Genomic DNA, 9,529 nt, shown 5'->3' with positions numbered 1-9,529 from the left:
ATTTTCTTTCAATTCTTTTATTAATTAATGTTATATATTCATAATGAGGCATATTAAGATATTCGTTAGAATAATCCATATCTTTGTATATTTCTACAATATCTCCAATAGCAATAGTGTCATCAATAGCAACAAAAGTTGTATCCATACTAATATGGATAATTTTAAAAGGTTTATCATTTATATGACAAATCATATTCGTGTTATTTTTAGAGAATCCATCTCCATATCCAATTTTAAGTTTTGCTACAAATTTATATCCTTCAAAATTAATATTTTTAATATCTTCATATCCAATATAAGATAAATTTTCAATATTTCTAATGTGATAAACAGAACCTAAAAGTCTCCAAGAACGCTTTATATTGCTATCATTAATATCTGGATCTAGAAGTCCCAATAAACTTATTCCACATCTCACATGAGTAGGACCTAAATGTCCATTAGTTAAAGTTGTGGCAGAATTTTCTGAATGAATCATAGAAAAACGATTATTTCCTAAAAAGTCGATTGTTTTTAAAAAATTCATTTGAATATATTTTTTTTCCTCAGGAGTTGAATCAAACATATGAGTTGTAATCCCTTTAAAAAATAGATTATTATTAACAATAAGTTCTTTGGCTTTTACTATTTGAGATGAATATATTCCATTTCTTCCAAATCCAAAATCTAACTTTAAATGTAATTTTGAAAAATCTAATTTTAGATCAATAAACTCTTCAAGTTCTTCAATACTATTAATAACCATTTCTACGTTATTATGCTCTTTAAGGAGATTTAAGTTAGAAAGAGTTTCAAAAACTAAAATAGTTATGTTTTTCAAATCTAAACCTAAGTTTAAAATTTCCATAACTTCCTCTTCCCTTGCAACAGCAAAATATTTACATCCTGCTTTTGATAATGCTATTATAGATTCTTTAGTTCCATGACTATAAGCATTGGATTTAATAACAGAGATAATCTCTTTTTTTGACAAATCTTTAATATAATTGTAATTGTTAATAATATTTTCCTCATTAATGATAATAGAAAAATTATTTCTTCCCATAAAATCCCCCCTAAGTTATGTAGATATGTTATAATTAATAACATAAAGTACTAGAAAAAACAATAGCAAGGAGAAAAAAATATGAAAATAGAAATTATATCCTCTGTAAAAGATGCTTTAGGAAGAGATTTTAGTAAAGAAAAAGTAGTAGTAATTGATGTGTTAAGAGCAACCTCTGTAATGATAACAGCTTTTTTAAATGGAGCAAAAGATATATATCCATTTAAAGATATTAAAGATGTAAAAAATGCTAAAGAAAAACACAAAACTGCCTTACTAGCAGGAGAAAGAAAAGGAATAAAAATTGATTCTTTTGATTTTGGAAATTCTCCTTTGGAATTTAAAAAAGAAAAAATTGAAAATAAAGAGATATTAATGACAACGAGTAATGGGACTAGAGCGATAGAAAGTGCAATAAGTGCTAAAAAATTATATATAGGTGGTTATTTAAATATATCTGGCATTGTAGAAAAACTAATGGAAACAGATGAAGATATTATTTTATTATGTTCAGGAACAGATAACGAATTTTCATTGGATGATGCTTTATGTGCAGGAATAATTTGTAAAAAATTAATGGAAAAAGAGAAAGAGATAAAAGTAAATGATTTTACACTATCTTTAGTAAAATTATCTAATTTAATAACCTCGGTATATGATACTCTTAAAGGAAGTAAACACTTTGAATATTTGAAAAAAATAGGATATGAAGATGATCTAAAATATTGTTTATCTATAGATTTAACTAAAATAGTTCCAGAATATATAGATGGAAAAATAAGGAAGTAAGAGTTTATCTTACCTCCTTATTTTATTTAAGAAAATTTAATATTTAATTTATGTAAAGATTTTAAAGTTAATGGAATAGAAACTAATAAACATATGAGTTCAGCAATTGGAGTTGCAATCCAAATTCCAACATCTCCTAAAATAAGAGGAAGAGTAAGAAGAGGAATGACAACAAATATAATTGATCTACCACAAGCTATTAAAGCTGATTCAAAAGGTTTTTCAATAGACGTATGAAAACTACTAGCAATAATATTTATAAATGATAGTAAATAAGCAAAAGCAAAGAAAAATATAGCTGAATTAGTTAATTTATGAAGTTCGTCATTTCCATTTGTAAATAAGTTAATTAAAGTATCACTGAAAAGTTGTGTACAAATGAAAGTAACAGAACCAATAATTCCACCAGAAATTAAAGCTATTTTTAATACATCTTTAATTTTATCAATTCTCTTGGCACCAATGTTATATGAGACAATTGGTTGTAAGGCCTGAGATAGACCATATAAAGAGATATTTACAATGGTATTAATATAAAAAACTATTGTAAGAGCAGAAACCCCTAAGATACCAATTTTTTTCATAATAATGATATTAAAGATATATGTAGTAAAAGCACTAGAAATAGTAGTTAACATCTCTGAACTTCCATTATAAAAAATATCTTTTATCTCTTCTAAAGTAAATTTAAGCTCTCCAAATTCAATATGAGGTAAAAGAACTAAAGACCCAAACATATTAGCAAAACAAGTTGCAATAGCAGCTCCTTCCATTCCCATATTTAGTTTTAAAATAAAAACATAATCAAGAATAACATTTCCTAAAAAACAGATAAGTCCACTAATAAAAACTTGATTAGGCTTACCGGCGATACGAACAAAAGTTTCAGTGAAAATTGGCATATTAAAAAATATGGCACCTCCAACAGAGATTGAAAGATAAGTTTTAACGTAAGGATATAAAGTTTCATTAGCTCCTAAAAATTTAATAACACTGGATAAATTAAATAAAATGAATAAAGATAAAAATAATAAAACACCAAAAAATAAGCATAAAGTTAAAGTTGTTAAACTTTTAGCTTTATCAAAATTATTTTCACCACGAGTAATACTAACTAACACTCCTCCTCCGATACATATCATAAGAGCAATACTCATAAGAGTGTTAATAAGAGGCATTGATATATTAACTGCAGCTAGTCCATTAGGCCCAACTCCTTTGCTTAAAAACATGCCATCAATCATTATTTGCATAGAAACAATGAGCATACCTAAAATGCTTGGGATCGCAAATTTAAAAAAAAGTTTTTTTACACAACCATTTTCTAAAGTAATTTCTTTTGACATTATTTTTCTCCTTGTGTATTTTTTTTATTAAAACACTGATTTTTATGATATTATAAACTATATACTATAGAATACTGTCAAGGAGAATTTATGAAAAATAGATATAGAATAATGGAACTTGCAAATATTTTTAAAATTTCAAAACAAACATTGATTTTTTATCATAAAAAAGATATCTTAGTCCCTGATTATATTGATGAAAATAATGGATACAGATATTATTCTAGTTCTCAAATTTGGGATTTATTTATGATTTTATTATTAAAAGAAGCAGGGTTTTCTTTAGAAGAGATAAAAAAGTATTCGAAACCAAAATCTTTAGAAGAAAACATTGATTTTTTAGAGGAAAAAATAGAAGATATAGATAAAAAGATAGAAGAATTAAAAAACAGTAAGAATAAGATTAATGATAAACTTGTTACTTTAAAAAATTTATCTGAAAATATTGATGAAAAAATTGTAATAAAAAAAATAGATAAATTAAAAGTTTATTTATTGAAAAATGAAGATCCATTTGATGATGTTGAAATTGCTATGAATTATGAAAAGTTAAAAAAACTAGCCAATAAAATGAAAATAAAAGAACTTCTTTATGTTTCAATTGTAGATTTAAAAAAATATAAGGGAGAAAAAACTATTCCTCTTAATAGACTTGGAATAATTATTCCTGAAAATATAAGTTTAGATGGAGAAGAGTGGATAGAGAAAAGAGAATATGCATCATTAAAGCATAAAACTAGTTACAATACTCTTTATGTGACATATGAAAATATTTTTAATTATGTAAAAAAAGCAGGATATGATATAATAGGAGATTCAATAGAGATAGGAAGTGAAGTAATTATTCCTATGGAAAATGGTGTAGGTGGACTTTTAGAGATAAATATACCTATAAAAAAGAAGTAAAAGGAGAAAGTATGGATAAAAAAGGAAGAAGGAAAAAAGCAGTTGGATTAGAAGGTGTTTTTTGTATTGTTATTTTAGTTGTAATAGTATATTTCTTATCTAATAAAATGGGTGGAATTAATTTAATAAATACATTAATAAAAACTGCACATGATTTATTATTAAATACTGTATTTTTAATAATGGGTGTATCTGTAATAGCAGGAGCATTTGCAGGTATATTATCTGAATTTGGAGTAATTGCAATTTTAAATAAATTATTATCTCCCTTGATGAAACCTTTATATAGATTACCTGGAGCTGCTGTTTTAGGAATATTAACAACATATATATCAGATAATCCTGCAATACTTAGTTTATCTGCTGATAAAGGATTTACAAAATATTTTAAAAAATATCAATTACCAGCATTAACAAATTTAGGAACTTCTTTTGGAATGGGTTTTATTGTTTCAACATTTATGATAGCTCAAAGTTCAGCTATGAACGAAAATTTAGTTGTTCCAGTAATATTAGGTAACGTAGGAGCATTTATAGGAAGTATTATTAGTGTAAATTTAATGATAAATTTTACAAAGAAATCATTTGCTACACAAAATTCAAATGAAAATAAAGATGTAAGTATACAAAGTGATTTTTTAGAGTATAGAGAGATAAAAGATGGAAATGTTTTAGAAAGATTGTTAGAATCTTTATTAGAAGGTGGAAAAAATGGAGTTCAAATGGGAATGGATATAATTCCTGGAGTTTTAATAATTTGTACAACTGTTTTAATTTTAACAAATGGTCCAGGAGTTCATGGATATACAGGATCAGCGTATGAAGGGGTAGCATTTTTACCATATATTGGTGAAAAATTCCAAGGAGTTTTAAAGTTTTTATTTGGATTTACAAGTCCAAAAGCTATTGCTTTTCCAATAACATCTTTAGGAGCAGTTGGAGCAGCAATGGGATTAGTACCACAATTTATAAAAGAAGGTGCTATTACATCGAGAGAGATTGCTGTTTTTACTGCAATGGGAATGACATGGAGTGGATATTTAAGTACTCATGTAGCAATGATGGATAGTTTAGGATATAGAAAATTAACAGGAAAGGCAATATTTAGCCATACTGTTGGAGGAATAGTTGCAGGAATAGCAACTAATGTTTTATATGGAATATTTATGTAGGAGATGACATTTTATGAAAAAACAGTATAAGATAGATTTACATATACATACAAATGTAAATCCACATGCTTTTAGCACATTAGAGGAAAATATTAGAGCAGCTGCTAAAAAAGGGATGGAAATAATAGCAATAACAAATCACGGACCAGCACTTCCAGATACACCACATTGGTGGCATTTAAGAAATATAACAATATTACCAGATTATATAGATGGAGTTAGAGTATTAAAAGGAGTAGAAGCAAATATACTTGATGAAAATGGAAAATTGGATATTAATCAGCTTGTATATTCAGGAATGGAGTTAGTATTAGCAGGTTTTCATGATGTAGAAGAATACAGTAGTAATAGTGATAAAAATAAAAATACTAAGGCTATATTGAATTTGATAAAAAGTCAAAAAGCTGATATAATAGTACATCTGGGAAACCCAAATTTTCCAGTGAATTATGAAGAAATTGTTAAGTGTGCTAAAGAGTTTAATGTAGCATTAGAAATTAATAATTCATCACTTGGAAATCATGTAAGAACAGGTTCTAATACAAATTGTAAAAAAATGTTAGAACTAGCAAAAAAAGAGGGTTGTTATATATCTTTAGGAAGTGACTCTCATTATTCGGGACAGATTGGTGATTTTCAAAATATTATAGAACTTTTGAATGAAGTTGAGTATTCAGATGAATTAATTATTAATGATTCAAAAGAGAATCTTGAAAAATTTTTAAAGTTAAGAAGCGAATTAAGATCAGAAGATATTAATTCTTAATTGTAGGAGGAAAAATGAAAAAAAATAGAGTGTGCGAATTACTAGGGATAGAGTATCCAATAATCCAAGGCGCTATGGCATGGATTTCTGATGGTAATTTAGCAGGACACGTATCAAAAGCTGGAGGATTAGGAATTATAGCTGGAGGAGGAATGCCACCTGAAATTCTTAGAGCTGAAATAAGAAAAGCAAAAGAGATAACAAAAAAACCTTTTGGTGTAAATTTAATGCTTATGATGGAAAGTATAACAGAGCAAATTGATGTTTGTATTGAAGAAGGAGTAACTGTTGTAACTACAGGAGCTGGAAATCCAGGAATTTATATGGAGAAATTAAAATCAGCGGGGATTAAAGTAATACCAGTTGTAGCTTCGGTAGCTTTAGCAAAAAGAATGGAAAGAATAGGAGCAGATGCAGTTGTTGCAGAAGGATTAGAAGCAGGAGGTCATATTGGAGAAATATCAACTATGGCTTTAGCAACTCAAGTGGCTAGAGAAGTTTCAATCCCTGTAATTGTTGCTGGTGGAGTTGCTAGTGGAGAACAGTTTTTAGCAGCTTTATCACTTGGTGCAGAAGCGGTTCAAGTGGGAACTATATTTATAGTAGCGCATGAATGTAATGTACATGATAACTATAAAAATTTAATATTAAAAGCAAAAGATAGATCAACAGTTTCAACAGGAAACTATACAGGACATCCAGTAAGAGTTATTAATAATAAGTTCGCTAAGTTAATATTAGATTTAGAAACTAAAGGTGCTACAAAGGATGAAATAGAGGAACTAGGTAAGGGTAAATTGAGATTAGCAGTTGTTGATGGAGATGTAGAACATGGAAGTGTTATGTCTGGTCAAGTTGCTGGATTAGTAAAGGAAGCTTTGTGTTGTGAAGAGATTATAAAAAAATTAATGACAGAATTAAAAGAACAAAAAATAAAATTAGATGAAAAAGTTTCAAGATTAGAATTCTAATAAAAAATGAAAGGGGGAATTTTTGGATTCCTCTTTTATTATATAAATTTAAATAATGATATAATTAAAATACAAATAGAGGTGATTACATGTTTGAAAGAGTTGTAGAAACTACAGAATACTTAAGAAATAAAGTGGGAAATAGACCAAAAATAGCGATTATTTTGGGATCAGGACTAGGAGGTATGGTTGACTATGTTGAAAATAAAATAGTTATACCTTATCATGAAATTCCCAATTTTCCAATATCAACAGTATCAGGACATGCTGGAGAGTTAGTATTTGGAACAGTAAATGGAGTGGAAGTTTTAGTAATGAAAGGAAGATTTCATTACTATGAAGGATATGACATGAAAAAAGTAACATATCCTCAATATGTATTTAAAGAGTTTGGAATAGAAACTATGATTGTAAGTAATGCAGCTGGTGGAGCTAATAAAAACTATGTTCCAGGGACATTAATGATTATTAATGATCACATTAATCTATTTGGAACAAATCCTTTAATAGGACCAAATGACGAAAGATTTGGACCAAGATTTCCAGATATGTCAAATACTTATAGTAAAGATTTAATAAATAAAGCTAAAATAGTAGCTGAAAAATTAAATATAAAATATGAAGAGGGTGTATATTTAGGATCTTCTGGACCAACTTATGAAACAGGAGCAGAAGTTAAAATGATGATGGCTATGGGTGCAGATGCAGTTGGAATGTCAACAGTACCTGAATCTATTGTTGCAAATTATTTAGGAATAAAAATATTAGGAATATCTTGTATAACAAATATGGCTACAGGTCTTGCAACAAAACCACATGCTCATGAGGATGTCGTAGATATAGCTAACCAAACGGGTGAAAGATTCTGTAAATGGATAGCAGAAACAATAAAAGAGTTATAATCTTAAAATATGGAGGTAAATAATATGAAAGCAGCATTTTTTGATATAGATGGAACTATTTATAGAAATTCATTATTAACAGAGCACTTTAAAAAATTAATAAAATATGAACTTTTAGATATAAGAGAGTATGAATTAAAAGTAAAGGATGCTTTTAAAGAGTGGGATGAAAGAACAGGAGATTATGATAAATATTTAGAAGAGATAACAACAACTTATGTTGAAGCCATAAAAGGATTATCTTTAAAATATAATGATTTTATTTCAGATCAAGTTTTAGAACTAAAAGGAAATAGAGTATATAAATTTACAAGAGATATGATTCAGTGGCATAAAGATCAAGGACATAAAGTTATATTTATATCAGGAAGTCCAGACTTTTTAGTGTCAAGAATGGCAGCTAAATGGGGAGCAGATGATTATTGTGGTTCAATATATCATTTTGAAGATGGAAAATTATCTGGAGAGATTTCACCTATGTGGGATTCTAAAAATAAGATGATTGCAATAAATAATTTTTGTAAAAAATATGATATTAAGTTAGAAGAAAGCTATGCTTATGGTGATACAAATGGAGATTATAGTATGTTAAGTCTAGTTGGAAATCCTAGAGCAATCAATCCTTCAAGAGAACTTTTAGAGAAGATTAAAAAGGATTTAGAATTAAAATCTAAGGTTGAAATATATTTAGAAAGAAAAGATGTAGTTTATAAAGTTTGTGCAGATGTAGAGATTTTATAAAAAAAAATTTGACAAAATGAAAATAAAGTTTTATAATTAATTCAAATAAATAAAAATTTTTAAAAAAGGAGGAGTTATGTCTATAAATTTCAATAATAATAATTATAATTGTATAAATAATAATAATAACAATAATAATAATTTGTTGAAGTTTAAAGTATGTAATTTTCCGATTTTGAAAATAGTAATAAACTATGAATAACTAAGCAATATACAGAAAAAGTGTATATTATATTTTGTTAATTTTAGCTCTTAACTATTCCAATTGGGAAGTTAAGAGCTTTTTTTTATAAAAAGATTTTAAGGGAGAGTGTTATATGTATAAATCTAAATTAGGAATAATAGAAACAGAAGTAGCAATTAAAAGTTTAAAGGATTTCTTTGAAAGAAGTTTAGCAGAACAATTAAAATTAATTAGAGTTTCAGCTCCATTGTTTGTAACTCCAGAAAGTGGATTAAATGATGATTTAAGTGGTTTAGAAAGAGCAGTTTCATTTGATACAAAGTCTAAACAACAAGCAGTAATAGTTCATTCATTAGCTAAATGGAAGAGAATGGCTTTAGATAAATATGGATTTGAATGTGGAAAAGGATTGTATACAGATATGAATGCAATTAGAAGAGATGAAGATTTAAGTGCAATTCATTCTTACTATGTAGATCAGTGGGATTGGGAAAAGGTTTTAAAAAAAGAGGAAAGAACTACTGAATATTTACAAGAAACAGTTAGAGGGATTTTTAAAGTTTTAAAAAGTGCTGAAAAATATATAACTGATCTATATCCAATGCTTTCAAAAAAATTACCTGAAGAGATAACATTTATAACATCTCAAGAGTTAGAAGATCTTTATCCAGAGTTAACTTCTAAAGAAAGAGAACATACTTACG

The 9,529-nt window shown here is 27.2% G+C and carries 9 protein-coding genes and 1 pseudogene; 8 read left to right on the top strand and 2 right to left on the bottom strand.

The features are described 5' to 3' along the window. Nucleotides 1-1,048 (bottom strand): alanine racemase (locus tag Q0V09_RS04680; protein WP_297487399.1); only part of this gene is annotated, 1,048 nt, incomplete at its 3' end. A gap of 81 nt (nt 1,049-1,129) precedes the next feature. Between Q0V09_RS04680 and Q0V09_RS04675 the strand changes: the two genes are divergently transcribed. Continuing rightward, nucleotides 1,130-1,837: a 2-phosphosulfolactate phosphatase gene (locus tag Q0V09_RS04675; RefSeq protein WP_297487397.1), complete on the top strand. Its 708-nt coding sequence runs from the start codon at nt 1,130-1,132 to the stop codon at nt 1,835-1,837. Nucleotides 1,838-1,863: 26 nt separating this feature from the next. Here Q0V09_RS04675 and Q0V09_RS04670 read toward each other — a convergent pair whose 3' ends face one another. Beyond that, a complete protein-coding gene (locus Q0V09_RS04670) occupies nt 1,864-3,183 on the bottom strand; it encodes an MATE family efflux transporter (RefSeq protein ID WP_297406544.1) in 1,320 nt (439 codons plus the stop codon). A gap of 90 nt (nt 3,184-3,273) precedes the next feature. Here Q0V09_RS04670 and Q0V09_RS04665 point away from each other — a divergent pair, with 90 nt between their 5' ends. The 7 genes and pseudogenes from Q0V09_RS04665 to Q0V09_RS04635 form a co-directional block, all read left to right on the top strand. After that, nucleotides 3,274-4,089: a MerR family transcriptional regulator gene (locus Q0V09_RS04665; RefSeq protein WP_297487394.1), complete on the top strand. Its 816-nt coding sequence runs from the start codon at nt 3,274-3,276 to the stop codon at nt 4,087-4,089. Between the two features lie 11 nt (nt 4,090-4,100). Then, nucleotides 4,101-5,261: a hypothetical protein gene (locus Q0V09_RS04660; RefSeq protein ID WP_297406020.1), complete on the top strand. Its 1,161-nt coding sequence runs from the start codon at nt 4,101-4,103 to the stop codon at nt 5,259-5,261. A gap of 13 nt (nt 5,262-5,274) precedes the next feature. After that, a complete protein-coding gene (locus Q0V09_RS04655) occupies nt 5,275-6,027 on the top strand; it encodes a phosphatase (protein ID WP_297406019.1) in 753 nt (250 codons plus the stop codon). 14 nt (nt 6,028-6,041) lie between these two features. Continuing rightward, entirely contained in the window at nt 6,042-6,998 is a 957-nt protein-coding gene (locus tag Q0V09_RS04650; RefSeq protein WP_297406018.1) for a nitronate monooxygenase, read from the top strand. An 89-nt stretch (nt 6,999-7,087) separates the two neighbouring features. Next, the gene (locus Q0V09_RS04645) at nt 7,088-7,900 is read left to right on the top strand and encodes a purine-nucleoside phosphorylase (protein WP_297406017.1); all 813 of its coding nucleotides are present in this window, start codon (nt 7,088-7,090) and stop codon (nt 7,898-7,900) included. A gap of 24 nt (nt 7,901-7,924) precedes the next feature. Beyond that, nucleotides 7,925-8,641 (top strand): HAD family phosphatase, encoded by a 717-nt coding sequence (locus Q0V09_RS04640; protein ID WP_297406016.1) that lies wholly within the window; start codon nt 7,925-7,927, stop codon nt 8,639-8,641. A 317-nt stretch (nt 8,642-8,958) separates the two neighbouring features. Next, nucleotides 8,959-9,529, top strand: a pseudogene (locus Q0V09_RS04635) (aspartate--ammonia ligase); the annotation flags it as partial.

The sequence above is a fragment of the uncultured Cetobacterium sp. genome (assembly GCF_947039425.1).
Taxonomy (GTDB): Bacteria; Fusobacteriota; Fusobacteriia; order Fusobacteriales; family Fusobacteriaceae; genus Cetobacterium_A.
The sequence above is the reverse complement of the archived record's forward strand: the minus strand, read 5'-3'. Positions and strand labels throughout refer to the sequence as shown.